This is a genomic window from Rubrobacter taiwanensis (assembly GCF_004337705.1).
Classification (GTDB): Bacteria; Actinomycetota; Rubrobacteria; order Rubrobacterales; family Rubrobacteraceae; genus Rubrobacter_C; species Rubrobacter_C taiwanensis.
The window spans coordinates 15,507-37,714 of record NZ_SKBU01000017.1; the positions used below are offsets into that span (position 1 = coordinate 15,507).

Sequence of the window (22,208 nt, forward strand, 5' to 3'; positions counted from 1 at the left end):
TCTCCGGGGGGCTTCCCGATACAAGCCCTTAGCCTACTCGGTGGGCAAGGATCGGCGCGAACCTCGGTCTGGCGTGACGGTTTGGGAGCTTCGCTATATATAGTGAACGGGCAGCCTTTACGGAACGAGTAAGGTCGCCCAAACGGAGGAGCGTGAGGCCGCCAAGAGACATGGATCCGTTGCCTGAGGTGAGCCGGCACCTCGCCTCGGGGACCGAGCGGCTCATGGCCAACGTCTGGCCCATACTCCAGACGGCGGTCGCCGCCAGCCTCGCCTACTTCCTCGCCGCCGTGGTGCTGGGCAACGAGCAGCCCTTCTTCGCGCCCGTAGCGGCGGTCGTGACGCTGGGGCTTGCTCCTGGGGAGCGCGGCAAGCGCGCGGTCGAGGTGGCACTGGGAGTCGTTGTCGGGCTCGCGATAGCCGACGTCCTCGTACGGATAATCGGCGTCGGGGCGGCGCAGATAGGGATAGTAGTGGGGCTGGCGATGGCGGCGGCCGTGCTCCTCGGCGAGAGGAAGCTGCTGGTGAACCAGGCGGCGATCTCTGCGATCCTGGTGGTCGCCCTGCAGCCTCCGGATGCCGCCTTTTCGCCCGACCGCTTCTTCAACGCCCTAGTGGGCGGCGGGGTTGCTCTGTTGGTAAGCCACCTCTTCCCTGTGAATCCGGAGCGCCTTGTCGAGAGGGCCGCCGAGCCGATCTTCCGGAGTTTGGTCGCGGTTCTCGAAGAGATCGCCGAGGCGCTCGAAGAACGCGACCTCGAGCAGGCCGAGGCGGTGCTGGGAAGAGCTCGGGAGCTCGACGATAGGGTAAGAAGCTTCGACGAGGTGCTCTCCGCCGGTTACGAGACCGCCCGCCTCTCCCCGACGAGACGCAGGTCCCTAAAGCACCTCGAACTCTACGCCGGCGCCAGCATAAGGATAGAGCTGGCCGTGATCAACACGCGGGTTCTGGCCCGCGGCGCCGCCAACGCCATAAGGCGCAGGGCAGCGGTCCCGCCGTCGGTGCCGGAGGCCGTGCTCGACCTCTCACGGGCGGTGCGGGCGCTGGCCGGGTACCTGGAGGCGTCGGAAGAAGCGGAGGAGGCTCGGGAAGCGGAGGAGGCCCGGCGGTTCGCGCTCTTGGCGGCGCGCGGCGCCACCGAGGCCCTCGCAGAGAGGCACGACCTGGCGATCAGCGTGCTGGTGGGCCAGGTCTGCTCGATGGCCGTGGACCTCTTGAGGAGCGCCGGCATGAACCAGGCCGAGGCCCTCGCCGCCCTGGAGGAGGTCGCGCCCCGGGAATCCGACGATCCCTGAGCCCGCGAAGCGCGTTCCGAACGGCGGCTCCTCACACCCCCGGTGCCGACAGGCGACGGTGCCAGAAGAACCCAAGACGGGCGCACGAAAACAGGTCTGGCGCGGGCAGCGTAGGCGCGTCGCTCAGGAGCCCATGTCCTCGATAGTCACAGGACCGTGGCTACCCGTCCTGGCGCCTTCGGCGCTTACGCGGCTTTTCTTGCTTTTGCCTTCGGCGGTACTTCGGATACCCGTGAGCGCAGGCGGCGAGCAACCGGCGTTCTAGCTGCCGCTCCTGGTCTCGCGCCTTCTCCAGTCGTCGCTTTCTCGCCAGTGCCAACCCGCCCAACCATCACGCCACGGCTAATATAATCACACGGGCGCTGATCGGTTGACGCCTGCGGTTCCTGCCGGAGCACCGGCACAACCCTTGACATCCGCAAACTCGCCAATAACATACATGCAGTATGAATATTAATAAAACTCGAGTATTGGATCGGAGGGAGGCGCGTTTGGCCATGTGGAAATGGATGAAACGCCTCTGGACTCTGTTGACCACCGAGGAGGTGTTCGCGCGCGGCTCGCTCGGACGCCGGACGATGGCGCGTAGGGCGCCTCGGGGCTAGAGAGTTGTACGACCGAACCTAAGACACAAGGAGAATGACTCAGACTAAAGCCAAGAAGATCTTTCCGCCGGCATCCCGGCTGGCGACGCCGACGGACCTGACGCCCGCGGAGGTGCGGGCCGTAACCGGGGCTGTCAATCCCCTCATCGCGGACTCCCTGGCGCTCTACCTGAAGACCAAAAACTACCACTGGCACCTCTCGGGTCCGCGCTTCAGGGATTAGCATCTGCTCTTCGACGAGCAGGCCGACTCTATCCTCGGGTTGGTGGATGTCCTGGCCGAGCGAGTAAGGAAGCTCGGTGGTGCCACGATCCGCAGCATCTCGCACGTGAGCGAGCTGCAGACCATCCCCGATGACAACGACTTCGTTCCCGCCGGCGAGATGGTCCGCAGGCTGCTGGAAGACAACCGCCGCATGGCCGAGACGCAGCGGAAGGCCCACAAGGTGTGCGATGAGGCGAGGGACGCGGCGACGGCCGGTATCCTGGAAGACATAATCGACGAGACCGAGAGGCGCATCTTGTACGAGATCTCTGAGGGAGACGAGAACCGCGGCTCGCCGACCGGGAACTTCTCGCGGGAACGGGCCCGTGAGGCCCACGAGAGCGACTGGTTCCTGTACGCGATCCCCGAGGCGGACGACAACACGGCTCCAGGAGGCTAAGAACGCCTCCGCCCCTACGTACGGGCGCGAGAAGCGATGGCTCGGAGAGGCATACTCGGGGGTTCGCTTCCCGGTGCCTCAGCAGGACCGGAAGGGAACCCAGCGGCGAAGAAAGTGGAGTGGACTGTATCCCGCGAGGTGTGGTTCTCCGTAACGGGTAGTATTCAGGGACGCTACGTCGGAGCGTTTTCGCTGGCCAGGCGCCGAGGGCGTACGCCGATCCCCCGATGCCGCTACACTTATGCCGACGGTCCTACGGCACGGAGGCTACGAGAGGAGGGCTTCTCATGGATCCATCCGAGGATCGCGCTCGCCCCACCGGTCACCACCCGACGGCCGGTCCTCCGCCGTCTCCGGCCTTCGCCGTGCGCTCCACCCGGAACCCGCCGGCACTCGCGGCGCCTCGCAACGCTCGTCGGATGCCCCTCTCCCAATACCGACGCGGTGCCTCCGACCTGCGCATCGCGCCAACGCCTGTCGAGCCTTCCCTTGACGTTCCTGCGCCCGGCGTTAATATGCATACGGCATGAATGTAAACGAGGACGTCAAGAGACGGCGCACACAGGCGGAGAGGAGGGCGGCCACGCGGCGGGCGCTGCTGGACGCGGCGCGCGCCCTGTTCGCCGAGAAGGGCTACCACGGGACGGCCGCCGAGGAGATCGTGCGGCGCGCGGGGCTGACGCGCGGGGCGCTCTACCACCACTTCGAGGATAAGAAGGACCTCTTCCGGGTGGTGGTCGATGAGATGGAGAGCGAGATAGACGAGGAGATCGAGAAGGCCGAACGTGCTGAGGCCCGGCTACCGGAGGCCGTGATGGCGGGGTATCGCGCCTTCGTCGACGCCGTCCTCGACCCGGAGATGAAGCGCACGTTCTTCCTGGACGGACCTTCGGTGCTGGGCTGGGAGTGGCGTGAGATAGATGCGCGCCACGCGGTGGGCAAGATCGAGGAGGGGCTCGATGCCCTCATCGCGGAGGGCTACATCGAGCCTCAGCCGGTCGGGCCGCTGGCGCGCCTGATCAACGGCGCGCTGCTTGAGGCAGCGTTTTTCGTGGCTGCCTCAGACGATCCCGAGGCGGCGAGGGACGAGGCCTGGGGCGCCATGGAGCGCCTCGTGGGCGGCCTCATGCGTCGCCGTTCTCCGGCCCAAAGGTAGAGCGAGCGCGCCTTAGACGGCTGATGTGTAATGCCGAGAAGCGCAGAAGGAGCCGAAACCTTATGCTGAGGCACCAAACTCTCTCCAAAGGATGGTGCCATGCTGGATCTCGACTCCTTCCTCGTCTCATTGTACGTCCTCATAGACGACTGGTGGAAGGCCAACCGCTCCCCGAAGCCATCCAAGCCCGGGCGTCCGTCGCTGATCTCCGAGCCGGAGATCCTCACCCTCGCCATACTTGCTCAGTGGCCGCGCTTCAGAAGCGAGAGGGACTTTTGGAGGTTCGCCGACGTCCACTTGCAAGAGTACTTCCCCACGCTCCCATCCCAGAGTCAATTCAACCGCAAGGCGCGGGCTTTGGAGGCCGAGATGAGAGCCTTCCAGCTTCATCTGGCGCAAACCCTCGCCGATCCCTCTGCCGTCTACCACGTCCTGGACACCACCCTCATCTTAAGGCTGTGGTGAGGGTGAGAGCGTGCCGCAAGGGTTGTTCGCCGCAGAGGCCACCTTCGGACGGTGTGCCTCCAAGACCGAGTGGGTCTACGGTTTCAAGGTGGGCCTCTCGATCACGCCAGCGGGAGTGATAACGACCTTCTGCTTGGCCGAGGCCGCCTCCAACGAGCGGCCCATCGGCGAGATCCTCATCCACAACGACAGACATGCAGCCTACCTCGCCGACAAGGGCTTCACCTCGATTGCATGGGAGCGCCACTGGTTTGAGGATTACGGGGCAATAGTTGCGGCCACTCCCAAGGACAACTCCAAAAGGGCGTGGGACGAGGCTGCCCGGCTGTGGGCGTCGGGCAAGCGCCAGGTCATCGAGGGGGTAATAAACCAACTCAAGGATCAGTTCTTTCTGGAGCACCACCGGGCGAAGACTCTCGAGGGCTTCTGGCGCGTCTTGCGGCGAAGATCGCCGCCTACACCTGCGGACAATATCTCAACTTCCAACTTGGTCGTCCGCTTCATCATCTGGCCGATCTGTTGGTCTGAAAAGTTATGCATCAGTCGTCTTAGGCACCGGCGGCATGCTCCAGCCCGCGCACATGGCCGTGCACGCCTGCCACATGACGAGCCGCAAGGAGGTCACCGCCTGCTTCGACATGGTCACCGAGAACGCGGCCCGCACGCTCGGTCTGGAGGGCTACGGCATCGCCGAGGGCAACGAGGCAGACTTCGTGCTCGTGGACGCCCCGGACAGGTGGGATGCCATAAGGCGCCTGGCCCTGACGACCCTGGTCGTAACAGCGGCTTGCGTAAGTAGTGGACCTAAGTGAAAATGGTGTCCATGAACGCATACTCCAAGGACCTCAGATTGAAAGTGCTCTCCGCCATCGACCGTGGCATCCCGAGAAAGGAGGTTTCAGACCTCTTCGGAGTCTCCCTATCTACCATCAAGCGCTGGCTCAAGAGAAGGCGCCAGACGGGGGACGTCAACATCCGCAAGATCCCCGGCAGGCCCTCGGTGAAGGGCAAGGCATTGAGGCAGTGGCTGCCTTCTCAGCTGAAGTCCAACCCCGATCTTACTCTCAGCGAGCATTGCGAGGCTTTTGAGGATGAGACGGGCATGGAGGTCTCCGAGGCGACGATGAGCCGTAACATAGCCCGGCTTCCGGGCGAGTGGCCGCTCAAAAAAACTAGGACGGCAAAACCTGCTTGAGTAGCTGCTCTTCGAGCCTGCCGAGGTAGGCATCCGGATCCCGCCTGAACCGCAGTTGAGCGCGGCGGCTCTCTCGTCTCTTTTCGAGCGAAGCCCGTAGCGCCCGCCATCGCTCAACATCGGTGGGGCGTATGTCCTGAGCGTTGAAGCCCTCCGGTGGCGTGGCCACGGCGGCCAACATGCGCACGCTGCCCCTCACCACCATCGCGGGCGAGGCGTTCCTTCTGCCGCTGGCTCGCCGTTCGCCGTAGCGTGCCGATCCGAAGAGGTGCTCCAGGTCGTTGTTGGTGCGTGGCAGGGTCCCTTCGGGGAAGCGGTAGCAGCAAAACAGGCCCTTCCAGTAGCTCTTTGTAACCTTCGAGAACAAAGACACCGCCCCCGAGAGGGTGCCCGCCTCCTCTCTGCGGGAGGACATCTCCGAGAGCAGCCTGCGGTAGTCTCGGCGTAGCTCTTCGAGGCGCAGGCCCTCTTCGTTTTTAAGGATGCGCGCCGCTCGATGTACCCACGAGTAGCACAGGCGGATGGGCTTCCACATAGAGGCCGTCTGGGCGAGGGCGCGCCCGAGCATCCCCTTCAGACGCCCTAGCTCTCCCGGAAGCTCCCCTTTTTCTCGACCCGCTCTATGGACTCCTGTATGGCTTCGATTCGCTCGTGCAGCTTTATGCCCGAGGCGGCGAGCGGGGGACGCCCTACTCAATGGTGATCGCGCTGCGTACCGCCAGGCAGTAGCCGCGCACGGCTTCGGCCTCGGGGTCATTGCGTCCTTCGAGCTCGCGCTCTATGGGCCTTACCCCCCCGCACCCTTTTCTTGAGCTCCTTCTTGGCATGCCGGTCGGCCTCGTAGACCTCCTTGGCCGCCTCGCGCAGGTAATGGAACTGGCACAGTTGGTGAGGGGCTTGCGGAAACACCCTCCCCACGGCCCGTCGGATCGGGTGCTGCCCATCGGAGACGACGCCCACAACCGGAACCTCGAGCCCTTCGGCTACCTCCCCCAGCAAGCCCACCAGGGACTCCTCGGTCGCGCTCAGAAGGCTGCGTGCTAGCAATATCTCCCCGCAGAGGCACTCGCGTAGCACCCACAGAACCTCGTGGCCCACGTCCGGTTGCAGACCGTCTATGGCCAGGACCACCCGACCTTGCTCCCCCAGCTTCTCTCTAAGGCGAGCGCGATCCGAGAGGCGCAGGCTCACCAGTTCCTCGTAACGATCGAGCAGATTGGTAACCGTCCTCTCCGAGACGCTCACCCCTCTACCGAGGAGCTCACGGTGGATCTCCGGCACGCTGCGATGGTGGGCATGGCGCAGAGCGCCAACCAAAGCTATGACGTCGAGGCCGAACTCGCCCTGAGGTAGCGCGAAGGCTCCCTCCTGCTCGGGCCGGCGGGATCGTTGGTAGAGCTCGCACTCCCGGTTCACGCAGCGACGGATCACCAACTTCAGTCGCACCAACCCCGAGAGCGTGGCGACGGTGCGAGCGTTGTGATAGGCCACCCACAGCTTCCTCTCACAGATTGGGCAGTGGTCCTCAAGTGGCTCGAACCTCAGTTCGGATGTTGCCGGTGAGCGGGGCTGGTTCCTTGCCATGGGAGCTTCTCTCGTCGTAGGGAAAACGCCGCCCCAACCCTAAAGGAGGCCGCGTCTTCGGTCAAGCGTGTTTTGCCGTCCTAGAAAAAAAGTCGAAGGTAGCTTCCGAACGCGACGAGGGAGCGAGAGCTCTGTGGCGATGGCTGGTTTCTCGCTTTGACGTTAGGCGCCTCGTGTTCGTGGACGAGAGCGGGACGCATATCTCGATGGATCGACTACGCTCTCGGGCTCCCAGAGGAGAGCGAGCTTACGGGAAGGTGCCCAAGAACAGGGGCAAGAACCTGACACTGATCGCCTCGATGAGTCTGTATGGAATGGGAGAGTCGATGTGCGTTGAGGGAGCCACAGACGCTAAAGCCTTCGAGGTTTACATCGAGCACTTTTTGGCACCGACGCTCTCTGAAGGGCAGGTGGTGGCGATGGACAACCTTGGAGCGCACAGGCCCAAGAGGATAAGGGAGCTCATCGAAGCGAGAGGAGCCGAGATGGTGTTCCTGCCATCCTACTCGCCGGATCTAAACCCCATCGAGCAAGCGTTCTCCAAGATCAAGAACGTCTTGAGAAAGCTCGGTGCGCGCACCCACGAAGCCCTGCTGGAGGCGATGGAGGAGGCGCTCTCGGCGATCACTCCCGGTGATGCCGCTGGGTGGTTCGACCACTGCGGTTACCAGGTCGAGGTTCAGTACTTATGAATACCGCTGTAAGAGGTGGTGATCGCGGAGACCCGTCCGCCCGAGACCCGGCTCATGGGCGAGGTCGTAGATTTCGAGAGAGACGCTTGAGCCGCAAGCCGGAGCCCGGCGGTGGTGGCCCTTTGGCGGTTGCGGCGCTCGTCGTGGCCTGACGGTCTGGGGCTCTACGTTCGTTGTAGCGGCCAACTACCGGGCGGTGGTGATCATCGCCTCGCTGATGGCATGGTTGCCCTCATGAGCCGTCAGACAGGCCCTGGCCCGGACTGCGCCCGCCGTTTGGGCAGTCCCTTTGGGTCGTGCGGGGGAGCGGCGCGTTTAAAATGATCTCATGTCCGGCTCTCTGGTAGCGAAAGTGTCCCGCACTGCGGCGCGGTACGGGATGGACCTCTCCCGGCCGCTGGCGCTCGTCTCCGGCGGGCCGGACTCCGTGGCTTTGTTGAGGGCGCTGGTGGAGCTGGAGGCAGAGCCGGTGGTGCTGCACGTGGAGCACGGGCTGCGGGGAGCGGAGTCCGAAGCCGATGCGGAGTTCGTGCGCGAGCTGTGCGGGCGATTGGGGGTGAGGTTCGAGCTGCGGCGGCTGCGCTTTGAGAGCAAGGCCAACCTGCAGGCGGTGGCGCGCCGCGAGCGGTATCTCCTGGCGGAGGAGATCGCGGACTCGCACGGCTGCGCAGCTATAGCCACCGGGCATACGGCGGACGACGTGGCCGAGACGGTGCTGCTGAACCTGGCGCGGGGAGCCGGGCTGCGCGGGATGGGCGGCATCCCGCCGGTGCGGGGCCGGGTGGTGCGGCCGCTCATCGAGTGCAGCCGGGCCGAGGTTCTGGCCTATCTCGGCGAGCTCGGGCAAACCTACCGCACCGACTCCTCCAACCTCGAGGCGGAGTACGCCCGCAACCGGGTGCGGCTGGAGGTGCTGCCGGTGCTGGAGGAGCTGCACCCCGGGGCCGGAGCGAACCTGGCCCGGGCGGCGGCGCTGGCCCGGGAAGATCTTGAGGCGCTGGAGGAGCTGGCCGCCGGGCTCGTACGGGAGCGGGGCGAAGAGGTCGTGCTGGAGGTACGGCGGTTGGAAGAGGTGCCGCCGGCCCTGCGGCGGCACGCGGTACGCCGGGCGTACAGAACGCTGAGCGGGGACCCGCTGCCCGCAAGGATCGTGGCGGAGCTGCTGGAGCTGGTGCGGGAGCGGGAGGGGACGCGGGTGCGGGATCTGCCGGGAGGCGTGGTAGCCGCGGTGCGCTACGGGGAGGAGCTTGTCCTCTACCGGCGGCGGGAAGAGGGGAGGGATGCTGTGGAGCTGCGGCCCGGCGAGTTCTTCTACGCCGGGTGGCGCGTGAAGGTGAGCGAGGCGGACTTCGATTCCGAGGACGCCCGGCGGTCCGAAGTGGCCTACCTGGACGCCGGCTTGGGGCCTTACCGCGTGCGCCTGGCGCGGGAGGGGGACCAGATCCGGCCGTTAGGTTTGGGGGGGAGGAAGCGGGTATTTCGCGCTATGATGGACCGGAGAGTGCCCCGGGACCGCAGAGGCCGGACGCCGGTCGTGGTGGACGGGACCGGGCGGGTGGCCTGGATCTTCGGGGGCGAGCTGGGAGAGGAGTTCAGGGTGACCCCGCGCACGCGGCGGGCGTTGAGGCTAGAAGTGGAGGACTTGCATGGCGGCGGGTAAGAGCATGATGGGCGATGTTGCCGAGATCCTCATCCACTCGGATCAGATCCAGCAGAAAGTCCGGGAGCTAGGAGGGCAGATCACGGAAGACTATCAGGGGAAGAGGCCGCTGCTTGTGGGCATCCTGCGCGGGGCCACCATAGTCATGGCGGACATCATGCGGCAGATAGACCTGCCCTGCGAGATAGACTTCATGGAGGTCAGCTCCTACGGCTCCGGGACCACCTCAAGCGGCGTGGTGCGCATTCTCAAGGATCTGGAAGAGGACATCTCCGGCCGGCACGTGATCATCATCGAGGACATCATAGACACCGGGCTCACCCTCTCTTACATAACGCGGGCGCTCCGGACCCGCAGGCCGGCCAGCCTGGAGATCTGCGCCCTGCTCACCAAGCCCTCCCGGCGGAAGGTGGATCTGGACGTCAGGTATCTGGGATTTGAGATCCCGGACGAGTTCGTGATCGGCTACGGGCTGGACTACGCCGGCTCCTACCGCAATCTGCCGCACATCTGCGTCCTCAAGCCCGAGGTCTTTCAGGGGACGCCCACTTAGACGCGGTAGCCGGGCGCGATAGACTGGGGACAGATAGTATAATCTGGTCGTTCCTAGAGATTTCTTACGAGAGGTAAACGGCAGTTGGGCAGATTCTTAAGAAGCGGTGGATTCTACTTCATAATCCTTCTGGTCTTCGCGGTCATCCTGGTCCGGCTCCTCTCCGAGGGCGACTCGCAGGTCTACGAGATGAACTCGCAGGAGTTCCGGGAGGCCGTCGAGGAGCGGGCGTTCGTGGTGGACGATCCGCAGCGGCCGCTTCTGGTGCTGGACGAGGACCAGACCGTGACCGGCTGGGTCGAGCGCGGGGAAGGCCGGGTGGAGGAGTTCGAGTACGCCTATCCCTCCGAGTACGACATTGCGGCCGTCTTCAACGAGGCGAACATCCCGTTTAAGACCGATCCGCAGAACACCGGGTTCTGGCTGACGCTGCTCGGCACGCTCGGCCCGATACTGCTCATCCTCATCCTCTTCCTCTTCCTGCTGAGCATGATGCAGGGCGGCGGCAACCGGGTGATGAGCTTCGGCAAGAGCAAGGCCCGCCAGTTCACCAAAGACATGCCCAAGGTCACCTTCGACGACGTGGCCGGGGCGAACGAGGCCGTGCAAGAGCTGCAGGAGATCAAGGAGTTCCTGGAGAACCCGCGGAAGTTCCAGAAGCTCGGGGCCCGCATCCCGAAAGGCGCTCTGCTGGTGGGGCCTCCGGGGACGGGTAAGACGCTTTTGGCCCGGGCCGTGGCCGGAGAGGCGGGCGTACCCTTCTTCTCCATCTCGGGTTCGGACTTCGTGGAGATGTTCGTGGGCGTGGGGGCCAGCCGCGTGCGCGACCTCTTCGAGCAGGCCAAGCAGAACTCGCCGTGTATCATCTTCATGGACGAGATAGACGCCGTGGGGCGTCAGCGCGGCGCGGGTCTGGGCGGCGGCCACGACGAGCGCGAGCAGACCCTCAACCAGCTTTTGGTCGAGATGGACGGATTCGACGCCAAGAGCGGGATCATCATGCTCGCCGCCACCAACCGCCCGGACATCCTCGACCCGGCGCTCCTGAGGCCGGGGCGCTTCGACCGGCAGATCGTGGTCGACCGTCCCGACCTGCCGGGACGGGAGAAGATCCTGAAGGTGCACACCCGCGGCAAGCCGCTGGGGCCGGACGTGGACATCGGCACGCTCGCCCGCGGGACGCCCGGCTTTACCGGGGCGGATCTGGCGAACCTCGTCAACGAGGCGGCGCTGCTCGCCGCCCGGCACAACAAGGAGCAGATAGATATGGCCGAGATGGAGGAGGCCATAGACCGGGTCATCGCCGGCCCGGAGCGCAAGAGCCGCCTCATCTCGGAGAAGGAGAAGGAGATCACGGCCTATCACGAGGCCGGGCACGCCATCGTCGGGGCGCTTACCCCGGGGGCCAACCCGGTGCACAAGGTTACGATCATCCCGCGCGGACAGGCTCTGGGCGTGACGATGAGCCTGCCGGAGGAGGACCAGTACATGATGAGCCGCTCCCAGCTCATGGCGCAGCTCGCGGTGCTGCTGGGCGGCCGGGTGGCCGAGCGGGTGGTCTTCGACGAGGTCACAACCGGCGCCTCCAACGACCTCGAGAGGGTGACCCAGCTCGCCCGCCAGATGGTCACCCGCTTCGGGATGAGCGAGAAGCTGGGTCCTCTGGCTCTGGGACAGTCCAACGGGCAGGTCTTCCTGGGCAGGGATCTGCACACCCAGCCGGACTACTCGGACGAGATCGCCTTCCAGATAGACAAGGAGATAAGGCGCATCGTGGACGAGGCCTACGACATGGCCGAGGAGACGCTGGTGCGCAACCGGCGGCTTCTGGACAAGCTGGCCTCCGATCTCATCGAGTACGAGACGGTAGACTCCAAGCACCTCAAGCGGCTCGTCGAGGAGTACGCCGCCGAGCCGGTGAGCCCGGACGGCAGGGGGCGGGACGGTGTCTAGCTCGTGGAACGCGGGCTGAAGTTCGGGGCGGGGATCAGGGTCGGGTCCCGCACGCTGGGGCCCGGCCCCGTCGTTATGGGCATCCTGAACGTCACGCCCGACTCCTTCTCCGACGGCGGGGAGTTCTTCGAAAGGGAGAGCGCCGTCGAACGCGCCCTGAGGATGCTGGAGGAGGGGGCGCAGATCGTGGACGTCGGAGGAGAATCCACCCGGCCGGGCTCCGACCCGGTTCCCCCGGAGGAGGAGCGGCGGCGGGTGCTGCCGGTGGTGCGCGGCATAGCGGCCCGCAGCCCGGAGGCGGTCGTCTCCATAGACACCTACCGCTCGGAGACCGCCGCGGCCGCGCTAGAGGCGGGGGCGCGGATCGTCAACGACGTGACGGCGCTGCGGGGAGATGGGCGGATGGCCGCGCTGGTGGCCGAAGCCGGGTGTCCGGTGGTACTGATGCACATGCGGGGCGAGCCCAAGACGATGCAGCTCGACCCGCGCTACGAGGACGTGGTACGCGAGGTGCGGGACTTTCTGGCCCGGCGGGCGGAGGCTGCCGTGTCCGCCGGGGTGGACCCGGAGAAGATCATCGTGGACCCCGGCATCGGGTTCGGCAAGAAGCTGGAGCACAACCTGAGGCTCCTGGATGAGCTGGAGAGCATCTGCGCGCTGGGGTTCCCGGTGCTCGTGGGGACCTCCCGCAAGTCCTTCCTCGGCCTCATCACCGGTGCCGGCGTGAAGGACCGCGTCTTCGGAACCGTGGCCACGAGCGTCATGGCCTACGAGCGGGGGGCGACCATCTTCCGGGTCCACGATGTGCGGGCCAACCGCGAGGCGCTGAAGGTGGCGGCCGCGATCCGGGGCGAGGATGTTTGAGCGTTTCACGGACCGGGCCCGGGAAGCGGTGGAGCTGGCCCGGGAGGAGGCCGGCTACTTCGGCCACAGCTACATAGGCACCGAGCACCTGCTGCTCGGCCTCGTCCGGCAGCGGGACGGAGCGGCCCGCCGGGCGCTGTCCTCGCTCGGTGTGAGCCTGAAGGAGACGCGGGATCTGGTCGGCGGCCTGGTCGGATACGGCCGGGGTCCGGCGGGAGAGGACTTCCCGTTTACCCCGCCCGCCCGGCGCGCGCTGGAGGCCGCTCTGCGCGAGGCCCTGCAGAGAGGGGACACCCACGTCGGGACCGAGCACCTGCTGCTCGGGCTGCTGCACGAACGGCGGGCGGACGCTTACCGGGTGCTGGACGAGCTCGGATTGGAACCGGAGAGGGTCCGCCGGGAGCTGGAGCGGGTTCTAAAGGAGGCCCCGGCGCGGGATGAACCGGGGAGGGCCGGAGAGGACCGCACCCCGGAGGGCGAGCCGCCGGCGGTGCTGCGGGCCGCGGTGCGGGGGCTGGAGGTGCACGCCCGCTGCGGCGTCTCGCCGGAGGAGCGGGCGCTGCCGCAGAAGCTGCTGCTGGATCTGGAGTACTCCTACGCCGCCGGAGGGAACGACGACATCCGCGGCGTGGTGGACTACGGTGAGCTAGTGGAGGGCGCGGCGAGGGTTCTGGAGCGGCGAGAGTTCAGGCTGCTGGAGACCGCCGTTGGCCGGGTCGGGCGCTTCGTGCTGGAGAGCTTCCCGGACGTGCTGGAGCTGGAGGTCGCCATCACCAAGGTCAGGGTTCCGGTCGGGCGCTCGCTCGGCGGTGTGACCGTGCGGGGTGAGTTCCGGCGGTGAGCCGTGCCTTCCTCTCGCTGGGGAGCAACCTGGGCGATCGGGAAGAGTACCTGAGGGCCATCATCCGGGCGCTGCGGAACGGACCCCGGGTGGAAGTGGTGGGCGTCTCCCGCGTCTACGAGACGGAGCCCGTGGAGGTGGAAGCCGGGCAGCCGGACTACCTCAACTGCGTGGTGGCGGTTGAGTACGGGGCCTCGGCCCTGGAGCTTCTGCGCTTCTGTCAAGGTGTGGAGTGTGCCCTCGGCCGGGAGCGTCGGGAGGGGGTGAAGACCGCGCGGACGGCAGACATAGACGTGCTGACCTTCGGGCGGGAGGTCATCGAGGGAGCGGACCTCACCGTTCCCCATCCGGGGGTTGTACGGGCATTCAACCTGCGGGCGCTGGCTGATCTCGCCCCGGAGCTGGAGGTTCCGGGGTACGGGGTCGTGGAGGAGTTGCTGGCGGAGGCCGACCTTTCGGGCGTGCGCGAGTACGGGAGGGTGTGAGCGTGCTTCTGGCGGTAGACGTGGGCAACACGCAGACGGTCTTCGGGGTATTCGAAGGGGAAGAGCTGCGGGGGCGGTGGCGCATCTCCACCGAGGCGAGCCGTACGCCGGACGAGCTGGCCGCGGTATGCGCCGCGCTGCTCGAGTTGCGGGGGTTACGCCTCGAGGAGGTGCGGGCGTTCGTAATCTCCAGCGTGGTTCCGGTGCTGACCCGGAGCTACTGTCACCTGGCGGAGGACTACCTGAACGCCAGATTCCTCAGCGTCGGGCCGGAGATAGAGACCGGGATGCCCAACCGCTACGACGATCCCTCCGCGGTGGGAGCGGACAGAATCGTGAACGCGGTGGCGGCCCGGACGCTCTACGGCGCACCGGTCATAATAGTGGACTCCGGGACGGCCACGACCGTCTGCGCCGTGGGCCGGGACGGGGAGTATCTGGGCGGGGCTATCTTCCCCGGCCTCCACGTGGCGCTGGACGCGCTCATCTCCCGCGCCGCCCGGCTCCCGGCGGTGGACATAGAGGAGCGGCCGCCGAAGGCCATAGCCACCAATACCCCGGACTCCATCCGCAGCGGCTTCGTCTACGGCTACGCCGGAGCGGTGGATGCGCTGGTGCGCCGGTTCCGGGAGGAGCTCGGTTCCGGAGCCGCATCCGTCGCCACCGGCGGTGTCGCTCCCGCTATAGTGCCCCACTGCCGGGAGATAGACCACTGCGAGCCGGACCTCACCCTCAAGGGGCTGCGCATCCTCTACGAGCTGAACTCCTAGCGTTTTGACGCCGGTCACGCGGGGTGGGAAATTTGCCCCGAGCCTCGTTGACACTCCTGTTTCCGGTGCGTATACTCTCGACTCCAATGACGGACAGACACCGTGAAATAATCACGCGCGAAGGTTTAGAGAAGTTCCAGCAGGAGCTGGAGTACCTCACGGAGGTACGGCGCAAGGAGGTCGCCGACCGCATCCGGCAGGCCCGGGAGTTCGGCGACATCTCCGAGAACTCCGAGTACGACGACGCCAAGAACGAGCAGTACCTGCTGGAGCGCAGAATCAGCGAGATTCAGCGCCGCATCCGCAACGCGCGGGTGGTGGACCCCTCCGATCACGCCGACGATTCGGTGAACATCGGCAGTCGGGTCACGCTCAAGGTGGTCGGCTCAGGTCAGGAGCGCACATTCCAGATCGTGGGTGCGAACGAGTCCGATCCCTCCAGCGGCAAGCTGTCTCACTCCTCCCCTGTGGGCAAGGCGGTGCTCCGGCGCCGGGTGGGCGAGCGGGTTACCGTAACCACGCCCCGGGGGGCGACGGAGTACGAGATCGTGGATGTCGAGAAGGCGAGTTAGCCGACCCCTTCCCGGATCCGTCAGGAACACCGGCAGAACCCGGAGCATGAGGTGACCGAGAGCGCTCTCCCCGTACCCGGCTGGGCCCGGGAGGTTGCGGCCTCTTTAGGCGAGGGGCCGCACGTGGTGGTGACCGGGATCAGCCCCTCCGGACACATACACATAGGGAACCTGCGGGAGGTGCTGGTCGGGGAGGCGGTATGCCGGGCGCTCAGGGAGCGGGGCGAGGAGGTCCGCTTCATCTTCCACGCGGACACGGCAGACCCGCTGCGCAAGATCGCTCCGGGCGTCCCGAAAGAGTACGAACGGTACCTCGGGCACCCGATAGCGAAGATCCCGGACCCGGCGGGCGAGCACGAGTCCTACGCCGAGAGCTTCCTCGCGCCCTTCGAGCGGGCGCTGCACGCCATGGGAATGGAGATAGATGTTCTCCGCTCGCACGAGCTCTACGAGAAGGGCGTCTACACGGAGGTGACGCGGGAGGCTCTGGAGCACACCGAGGAGCTGCGCCGGATCATGAACGAGGTGACCGGACGCGAGATGCCGGAGGGGTGGTCGCCCTACGTGCCCCGCGCCTCCTCGGGCAAGCTGACCGGCAACCGGTTCGTCCGGCACCTGCCGGACGAGCACAAGGTGGTCTTCGTCACCGAGGAGGGCCGGGAGGAGGTGGCCGACTACTCGAAGGGCGAGGGTAAGCTCGGCTGGCGGGTGGAGCTTGCGGCGCGGTGGAAGGCGCTCGGCGTCACGTTCGAGCCGTTCGGGAAAGACCACACCAGCCGCGGGGGTTCTACGGACACCGCCGACCTGATGGCGCGCGAGGTGTTCGGCTACCCGGTTCCGGGGCGCTACGAGTACGAGTGGCTCCAGATTCGGGGCCTCGGGGCCATGAGCAGCTCTAGGGGCATCGTGCTGCTCCCGGGCGAGATGCTCGAGATCATGCCGCCCGACGCCCTCAGGCTGCTGGTGCTGGGGCGGGATCCCTCGCGCGCGCTCGACGTGGACGTCGCCGCCGGTTTCCCCCGCTTCATGGACGAGTACCGGGCGGCGGTCGGAGAGCCCGAGGTCCCCTTCACCCATCTGGCGCTCGTGGCCCAGACTTTCGGAGAGGATATCGGGGGGGCTGCCGAGGCGCTCCGGCACAGCGGGTACGGTGCGGCTGCGGAGGATGAGGGTAGGCTCGCCCGGGATCTCTACTACGCCCGCAACTGGGCGGAGCGGTGGGCCCCCGAGGAGCAGCGGTTCAAGATGACGGGGGAGGTGCCCGGACTCGCCTCGCAGCTGGGTGAGGAGGAGCGCACCTACCTCGGCATCGTGGCGGAGCGGCTGGGGACGGAGATGGACGCCGAGGAGATCCAGGAGACGCTCTACTCCGCGGCCAGAGAGCTGGGGATAAAGCCCCGGCGGGCGTTCGCGGCGCTCTACGCGGCGCTGCTGGGCAGGAAGAGCGGTCCGAAGGCCGGACCGTTCATAGCCGGCGCGGGGGTAGAGGTGGTCCGGGAGCGCCTCCGGAGCGTGGCAGGAGGTGAGGTGTGATCTGTACCACCATCCGGGTGCGGAGCGGAGGTTAGACTTATCGCTGAAGGGCCTGGATATGCGGAAGTCAATCCGCCCGGCCTTTTGTATACTTTAGGTGGTTGGTGCACGCAGAAGAAGAGGTATTATGATCGGCGTAGGCAGAAGGCGCCTGTGGCGCGGGCTAGAGCTATCCGAGAAATCCCCGACCGGCTGCGCTTTCAGCGAGGCGCGGCACCCGATAGATTTACCACTGGAATTTCCGGCAGAGGAGGCATCGCCTGATGTTTGAGCGGTTCACTGAGCGGGCCCGGAAGGTCGTGGTGCTGGCTCAGGAAGAAGCCCGCCACTTCAACCACAACTACATAGGCACCGAGCACCTGCTTTTGGGGCTCCTGCGGGAGGACGAGGGCGTCGCGGCGCGGGCGCTGGCCTCCCTCAACGTGACCCTGGAGGAGGTGCGCGAGCAGGTCGAGAGCATCGTCGGCTACGGCGAGGAGGGGACGGGCGGACAGGCTCCGTTCACCCCGCGCTCCAAGAAGGTACTGGAGCTGGCGCTGCGCGAGGCGCTGCAGCTCGGGCACAACTACATAGGCACCGAGCACATCCTGCTCGGGCTGGTACGCGAGTCCGAGGGCGTCGCGGCGCGGGTGCTCAGCAACCTGGACGTGGACCCGGAGCGGGTGCGCCGGCAGGTCGTGCAGCAGCTCGGCGGCGGCCGGAGCCAGCGCCGGGAGGCGGCGGCCGGCCGCGCGGCCGAGGGCAAGCGGCCCAAGACCCGCCAGCTCGACCAGTACGGGCGCAACCTCACGCTCCTCGCCGAGGAGGGCAAGCTCGACCCGGTCATCGGGCGGACCAAGGAGATCGAGCGCATCATGCAGATCCTCGTCCGCCGCACCAAGAACAACCCGGTGATAATAGGCGAGCCGGGCGTCGGCAAGACGGCGATAGTCGAGGGGCTGGCGCAGGAGATCGCCGACGGGCGGGTGCCGGAGATCCTGGAGAACAAGGAGGTCTACACGCTGGACCTGGGGGCTCTGGTAGCCGGCTCCAAGTACCGGGGCGAGTTCGAGGAGCGCCTGAAGAAGATCATGAAGGAGATCATCGACCACGGAGACATCATCCTCTTCATCGATGAGATCCACAACCTCGTCGGCGCGGGTGCGGCCGAGGGCGCGATAGACGCGGCCTCGATCCTGAAGCCGGCCCTCGCCCGCGGCGAGCTGCAGCTCATCGGCGCCACGACCATTGACGAGTACCGGAAGTACGTCGAGAAGGACAAGGCGCTGGAGCGCAGGTTCCAGACCATCCAGGTCGGTGAGCCGACCGTGGAGGAGACGGAGCTGATCCTGAAGGGGCTCAGGGACCGCTACGAGGCGCACCACAAGATAGAGATCACCGACGAGGCGCTGCGGGCGGCCTCGATGCTCGGCGACCGCTACATCGCCGACCGGTTCCTGCCCGACAAGGCCATAGACCTGGTGGACGAGGCGGCCTCCAAGATGAGGATCAAGACCATGTCCTCCCCGCCGTACTACAAGGAGCTCGACGAGGAGCTCCAGCAGGTACGGGCGGAGAAGGAGGCTGCCATCGAGGGGCAGGAGTTCGAGAAGGCTGCGCGCCTGAGGGACTCCGAGAAGCAGCTCGCCCTCAAGCGGCGCGAGCTGGAGCGCGACTGGCGCAAGCGGGGCGGTCATCAGGCCTCCATCGGTGAGGACGAGATCGCCGAGATCGTGAGCATGTGGACTGGGATTCCGGTCAAGAAGCTCACCGAGGAGGAGTCCGCGCGGCTCCTGCAGATGGAGGAGGCCCTGCACGGCCGCGTGGTTGGGCAGGATGAGGCCATCAAGGCCGTCTCCCGCTCCATCCGGCGCACGATGGCCGGCCTGAAGGACCCGAACCGGCCGTCGGGGTCGTTCGTCTTCCTCGGGCCGACGGGCGTCGGCAAGACCGAGCTGGCGCGCACGCTGGCCGAGTACCTCTTCGGCGACCAGGACGCCATGATCCGGCTCGACATGTCCGAGTACCAGGAGCGGCACACGGTGAGCCGGCTGGTGGGTTCGCCGCCCGGCTACGTCGGCTACGACGAGGGGGGGCAGCTGACCGAGAAGGTGCGCCGCCGCCCCTACAGCGTAGTGCTCTTCGATGAGATCGAGAAGGCTCATCCGGACGTCTTCAACATCCTGTTGCAGATCCTGGAGGACGGCCAGCTCACCGACGCGCAGGGCCGGCAGGTGGACTTCAAGAACGTCGTGCTCATCATGACCTCGAACGTCGGGGCGCAGACGATCAACAAGACCCGGTCGCTGGGCTTCAGCCCGGACGACGAGGGCCTCTCCTACAAGGAGATGAAGAGCCGGGTCACGAGCGAGCTGCGCAAGATCTTCCGCCCCGAGCTTCTGAACCGGATCGACGAGATCATCGTCTTCCACAAGCTGGAGCGCGAGCACGTGCGGCAGATCATCGAGATCCAGGTCCGCCGGCTGCGGGAGCAGCTGGCCGAGCGCGACGTGACCGTCGAGTTCACCACGGCGGCTCTGGACAAGCTCTCCGAGGCGGGCTACGATCCGGCCTACGGCGCGCGGCCGCTGCGCAGGGTAATCCAGCGCATGGTCGAGGACCCGATGAGCGAGATGATCCTGCGCGGGGACATCCCGAACGGCTCGAAGGTCACCATAGAGGCCAACGACGTGCCGTTCGAGGAGGCCGACACGCGGGGCTCGATCGTGGACATCAAGGTCACGCAGCCCAAGGAGATCGTGAAGGCCGAGCAGTAGCCGGTTCTCAGTAGCCGGTCGTCGGACCGAGGCCCCGCGTGATCACGCGGGGCCTCTCCTTCTCGCTCCGGAGATTGGTCGCTGACTACTGACGGCTTTCCCTTACAATAGATGCGCATGGCTGCGAAGACGCACTACGTATGTACCTCCTGCGGGCGCGCGGAGCCCAAGTGGCACGGGCGCTGTCCGGGATGTGGCGCGTGGAGCACGATGGTGGAGGAGGTCCGGCGGGACGTCCGGGAGGCGGCCGGTTTCGCCGCCCGGGTTGCGGAGGCGGGGAAGAAGGCGGCTGCGGCGCGGACCCTCACGCTGGACTCCGTCGAGGCGGACAGCGAGCGGCGGCTGAGCACGGGGGTGGGGGAGCTGGACAGGGTGCTGGGCGGCGGCGTCGTGCCGGGCTCGCTGGTGCTCGTCGGCGGGGAGCCGGGCGTCGGCAAGAGCACGCTGCTGCTGCAGATGATGGGGCATCTGGGTGAGAGGTGCCTCATGGTCTCCGGCGAGGAGTCCCCCCGGCAGGTGGCGCTCAGCGCCCGGCGGCTGGGGGTTGCGGAGGCGGGATTCAGGGTGCTCTCCGAGACCGATGTGGACGTCATAGAGGCCACGATCGTCGAGGAGCGTCCGGAGGTCGTGGTGGTGGATTCGATCCAGACGCTGTACGTGCCGGAGCTCTCGGGGGCTCCGGGGAGCGTGGGGCAGGTGCGGGAGAGCGCGGCGCGCCTGATGCGGCTCGCCAAGAGCCGGAGCGTGGCGGTGGTTCTGGTCGGCCACGTTACCAAGGAGGGCAGCATCGCCGGGCCGCGCGTGCTGGAGCACATGGTGGACACGGTGCTGCAGTTCGAGGGTGACCGTTACCAGGCGTTCCGGGTGCTGCGGGCGCTCAAGAACCGCTTCGGTTCCACCAACGAGGTCGGCGTGTTCGAGATGACCGGGCGGGGTATGGAAGAGGTCGAAGATCCCTCGTCGTTCCTGCTGAGCAACCGCGAGGGGAAGCCGCCGCCCGGAGTAGTGACGGTCTGCCTGCTGGAGGGCACGCGTCCGATGCTGGTCGAGATAGAGAGCCTGGTGGCTCCCAGCCCGCTCGCCGTTCCGCGGCGGGTGGCGAACGGGGTGGACGCCGGAAGGGTGAACATGCTCTGTGCCGTGCTCCGGCGGCGGGCGGGGCTCAGGCTCGGCGACCACGACGTGTACGTCAACGTGACCGGCGGCGTGCGCGTCGAGGAACCTGCGGCCGACCTCGGCGTGGCGCTCGCCATCGCTTCGGCGTTCAGGGACCGGGCGGTGCAAGCCCGGAGCGCGTGCTTCGGGGAGGTGGGGCTTACGGGAGATGTGCGGTTCGTCTCCGGGGCCGGGCGGCGGGTGCGGGAGCTTCGAAAGATGGGGTTCAGGCGTATAATATCTCCCCGGAGCCGGTGGAAGGAGCGTACCCGCGATGGAGCCGGAGTTATCGAGGTGAGGACATTGGGCGAGGCTGTGGAGGCGGCGCTCGAATGAGCCCCGGGCGCCTGCCGGATGCCGTCATCGAGGTGCTGCCGCTGGTAGCGCCGGGTACGGCTCTGCGCGACGCGCTGGACAACATCATCCGGGGGCGCACCGGAGGCCTTATAGTCTTCGCCGATCCCGAGAAGCTGGAGAAGGCCGGCATCATCTCCGGCGGCATCAAGGTCGAGTGCGCGTTCACCCCGATGCGGCTCTACGAGCTCGCCAAGATGGACGGGGCGATCATCGTCTCCCGCGACATCACGAGCATCCACTACGCCAACGTTCACCTCAGGCCCAAGTCGCTCCCCTCGGGGGAGACCGGGATGCGCCATCTGGCGGCCCACCGCACGGCGCAGCAGACCGGAGCTCTGGTCATCGCCGTCTCCGACCGCCGCAACGTGGTCACCATCTATCTCGGCAAGAATCCGCCCTACGTGCTGGAGGACATCGGGGTGGTGCTGGCGAAGGTGGACTCGGCCCTGGCGACGCTGGAGAAGTTCACCCGCCGCTTGCGGGGGGAGGCCCGGGTTCTGGATCTGCACGAGTACGACGGAGCGGTGACGCTGCGGGAGGTGGTGCAGGCGATCCGTACCTTCGAGTACACGGCGCGCATCGCCGACGAGATAGAGACCTACGTGATCGCGCTGGGCAAGGAGGGCCGGCTGGCGAACATGCAGCTGGAGCAGGCCTTCCGGCACGTCCCGGACCAGTACGACGCGCTGCTGCGGGACTACGTTGCGGAGGGCGTCGACTACAGGGAGGCACGCCGGGCACTGCGCGGGCTCTCTCCGGAGCAGCTCTCCGAGTCCTCCGAGATCACACAGATCCTAGGCTACGGTCCCGTCGAGCAGACGGACGAGTTCATCCTCAAGCCGCGGGGCTACCGGCAGCTCATCCGGGTTCCGCGGCTGCCGGAGCGGGTGGCGGAGCGCATCGTGCACCAGTTCGGCTCCCTCGGGCGGCTCATGGAGGCCGACGAAGAGGAGCTGGACGACGTGGAGGGTGTCGGCCAGGCACGGGCGCGGGCCATCCGGCGCGGGCTGGCCCGTCAGAAGAACCTGGAGATCTCCGAGGAGCTGTTCTAAC

Annotated in this window: 17 protein-coding genes and 4 pseudogenes; 20 read left to right on the plus strand and 1 reads right to left on the minus strand. The window is 66.6% G+C overall.

Features of this window, described 5'->3' with window-relative positions:
- The first annotated feature begins 188 nt into the window (after positions 1–188).
- The 7 genes and pseudogenes from E0L93_RS10340 (at position 189) to E0L93_RS10365 (ending at position 5,380) form a co-directional block, all read left to right on the plus strand.
- Positions 189–1,295 carry an FUSC family protein gene (locus E0L93_RS10340; protein WP_243638198.1) on the plus strand — a complete coding sequence of 369 codons (1,107 nt, stop codon included), beginning with the start codon at positions 189–191 and terminating at the stop codon, positions 1,293–1,295.
- Between the two features lie 639 nt (positions 1,296–1,934).
- A pseudogene (locus E0L93_RS16635) lies at positions 1,935–2,426 on the plus strand (Dps family protein); the annotation flags it as partial.
- Positions 2,427–3,090: 664 nt separating this feature from the next.
- Positions 3,091–3,720 (plus strand): TetR/AcrR family transcriptional regulator, encoded by a 630-nt coding sequence (locus E0L93_RS10350; RefSeq protein WP_132691622.1) that lies wholly within the window; start codon positions 3,091–3,093, stop codon positions 3,718–3,720.
- Between the two features lie 99 nt (positions 3,721–3,819).
- Positions 3,820–4,185, plus strand: a complete 366-nt coding sequence (locus tag E0L93_RS10355; protein ID WP_132691624.1) for a hypothetical protein — start codon at positions 3,820–3,822, stop codon at positions 4,183–4,185.
- An 88-nt stretch (positions 4,186–4,273) separates the two neighbouring features.
- Positions 4,274–4,555, plus strand: a pseudogene (locus tag E0L93_RS16640) (hypothetical protein); the annotation flags it as partial.
- 193 nt (positions 4,556–4,748) lie between these two features.
- Positions 4,749–4,997 (plus strand): amidohydrolase family protein, encoded by a 249-nt coding sequence (locus E0L93_RS15850; protein WP_243638194.1) that lies wholly within the window; start codon positions 4,749–4,751, stop codon positions 4,995–4,997.
- Positions 4,998–5,008: 11 nt separating this feature from the next.
- Positions 5,009–5,380: a helix-turn-helix domain-containing protein gene (locus E0L93_RS10365; RefSeq protein WP_165874294.1), complete on the plus strand. Its 372-nt coding sequence runs from the start codon at positions 5,009–5,011 to the stop codon at positions 5,378–5,380.
- On the opposite strand, the pseudogene E0L93_RS10370 reads toward E0L93_RS10365, so the two are convergent.
- A pseudogene (locus tag E0L93_RS10370) lies at positions 5,358–6,877 on the minus strand (transposase). The gene E0L93_RS10365 and the pseudogene E0L93_RS10370 overlap by 23 nt on opposite strands.
- A gap of 185 nt (positions 6,878–7,062) precedes the next feature.
- Between E0L93_RS10370 and E0L93_RS10375 the strand changes: the two are divergent.
- The 13 genes and pseudogenes from E0L93_RS10375 to disA form a co-directional block, all read left to right on the plus strand.
- Positions 7,063–7,656 (plus strand): annotated as a pseudogene (locus tag E0L93_RS10375) (IS630 family transposase); the annotation flags it as partial.
- Positions 7,657–7,984: 328 nt separating this feature from the next.
- The gene (gene tilS / locus E0L93_RS10380; protein WP_132691632.1) at positions 7,985–9,316 is read left to right on the plus strand and encodes a tRNA lysidine(34) synthetase TilS; all 1,332 of its coding nucleotides are present in this window, start codon (positions 7,985–7,987) and stop codon (positions 9,314–9,316) included.
- Positions 9,317–9,320: 4 nt separating this feature from the next.
- A complete protein-coding gene (hpt, locus tag E0L93_RS10385; protein ID WP_132691665.1) occupies positions 9,321–9,869 on the plus strand; it encodes a hypoxanthine phosphoribosyltransferase in 549 nt (182 codons plus the stop codon).
- An 84-nt stretch (positions 9,870–9,953) separates the two neighbouring features.
- A complete protein-coding gene (gene ftsH / locus E0L93_RS10390; protein ID WP_132691634.1) occupies positions 9,954–11,822 on the plus strand; it encodes an ATP-dependent zinc metalloprotease FtsH in 1,869 nt (622 codons plus the stop codon).
- A gap of 3 nt (positions 11,823–11,825) precedes the next feature.
- The gene (gene folP / locus E0L93_RS10395; protein ID WP_243638195.1) at positions 11,826–12,686 is read left to right on the plus strand and encodes a dihydropteroate synthase; all 861 of its coding nucleotides are present in this window, start codon (positions 11,826–11,828) and stop codon (positions 12,684–12,686) included.
- Positions 12,679–13,527 carry a dihydroneopterin aldolase gene (locus E0L93_RS10400; RefSeq protein ID WP_132691636.1) on the plus strand — a complete coding sequence of 283 codons (849 nt, stop codon included), beginning with the start codon at positions 12,679–12,681 and terminating at the stop codon, positions 13,525–13,527. The genes folP and E0L93_RS10400 overlap by 8 nt, the downstream gene beginning before the upstream one ends.
- A complete protein-coding gene (folK, locus tag E0L93_RS10405; protein ID WP_132691638.1) occupies positions 13,524–14,012 on the plus strand; it encodes a 2-amino-4-hydroxy-6-hydroxymethyldihydropteridine diphosphokinase in 489 nt (162 codons plus the stop codon). The genes E0L93_RS10400 and folK overlap by 4 nt, the downstream gene beginning before the upstream one ends.
- Positions 14,009–14,782 carry a type III pantothenate kinase gene (locus tag E0L93_RS10410; protein ID WP_207890435.1) on the plus strand — a complete coding sequence of 258 codons (774 nt, stop codon included), beginning with the start codon at positions 14,009–14,011 and terminating at the stop codon, positions 14,780–14,782. The genes folK and E0L93_RS10410 overlap by 4 nt, the downstream gene beginning before the upstream one ends.
- A gap of 86 nt (positions 14,783–14,868) precedes the next feature.
- Positions 14,869–15,354 carry a transcription elongation factor GreA gene (gene greA, locus E0L93_RS10415; RefSeq protein ID WP_132691640.1) on the plus strand — a complete coding sequence of 162 codons (486 nt, stop codon included), beginning with the start codon at positions 14,869–14,871 and terminating at the stop codon, positions 15,352–15,354.
- A gap of 51 nt (positions 15,355–15,405) precedes the next feature.
- Positions 15,406–16,887 carry a lysine--tRNA ligase gene (gene lysS / locus E0L93_RS10420; protein ID WP_165874295.1) on the plus strand — a complete coding sequence of 494 codons (1,482 nt, stop codon included), beginning with the start codon at positions 15,406–15,408 and terminating at the stop codon, positions 16,885–16,887.
- A gap of 263 nt (positions 16,888–17,150) precedes the next feature.
- Positions 17,151–19,643 carry an ATP-dependent Clp protease ATP-binding subunit gene (locus E0L93_RS10425; protein WP_132691644.1) on the plus strand — a complete coding sequence of 831 codons (2,493 nt, stop codon included), beginning with the start codon at positions 17,151–17,153 and terminating at the stop codon, positions 19,641–19,643.
- 117 nt (positions 19,644–19,760) lie between these two features.
- A complete protein-coding gene (gene radA, locus E0L93_RS10430; protein ID WP_132691646.1) occupies positions 19,761–21,134 on the plus strand; it encodes a DNA repair protein RadA in 1,374 nt (457 codons plus the stop codon).
- Complete coding sequence (gene disA / locus E0L93_RS10435; RefSeq protein ID WP_132691648.1) at positions 21,131–22,207, plus strand: DNA integrity scanning diadenylate cyclase DisA; 1,077 nt, start codon at positions 21,131–21,133, stop codon at positions 22,205–22,207. Before radA ends, disA begins: the two co-directional genes overlap by 4 nt.
- The last annotated feature ends 1 nt before the right edge of the window (position 22,208 follow it).